Source organism: Microbacterium sp. Leaf351 (assembly GCF_001423825.1).
GTDB classification, from domain to species: domain Bacteria; phylum Actinomycetota; class Actinomycetes; order Actinomycetales; family Microbacteriaceae; genus Microbacterium; species Microbacterium ginsengisoli.
Genome location: NZ_LMPK01000019.1, coordinates 313 through 539 on the forward strand (window position 1 = coordinate 313; position 227 = coordinate 539).

The window sequence follows — 227 nt, forward strand, 5'->3', positions numbered from 1 at the left end:
ATACTTTGACAAGAAGGTTAAGGCGATTACCAGTTTGATGCTGCGCCGCGGGTGGGCCAGTGAGGAGCGAGCGTTCGCTATCGAATGGTTGGAGGATGTTGCTTCCTTCCGTGAGATTCGGCACGATTTAGTTCACTCGCACTGGCTCTACTTCGGCGAAGACCACTCGAAATACACCCTTGAAGCCCGAGACTGGAAGTTTGAGGACGGCCCCATCGAACTGGCGG

Annotated in this window: 1 protein-coding gene; it reads left to right on the top strand. The window is 54.6% G+C overall.

Features of this window, described 5'->3' with window-relative positions:
- On the top strand, positions 1-227 hold a 227-nt coding region (locus ASG00_RS17630; RefSeq protein WP_235559418.1), incomplete at both ends, for a hypothetical protein.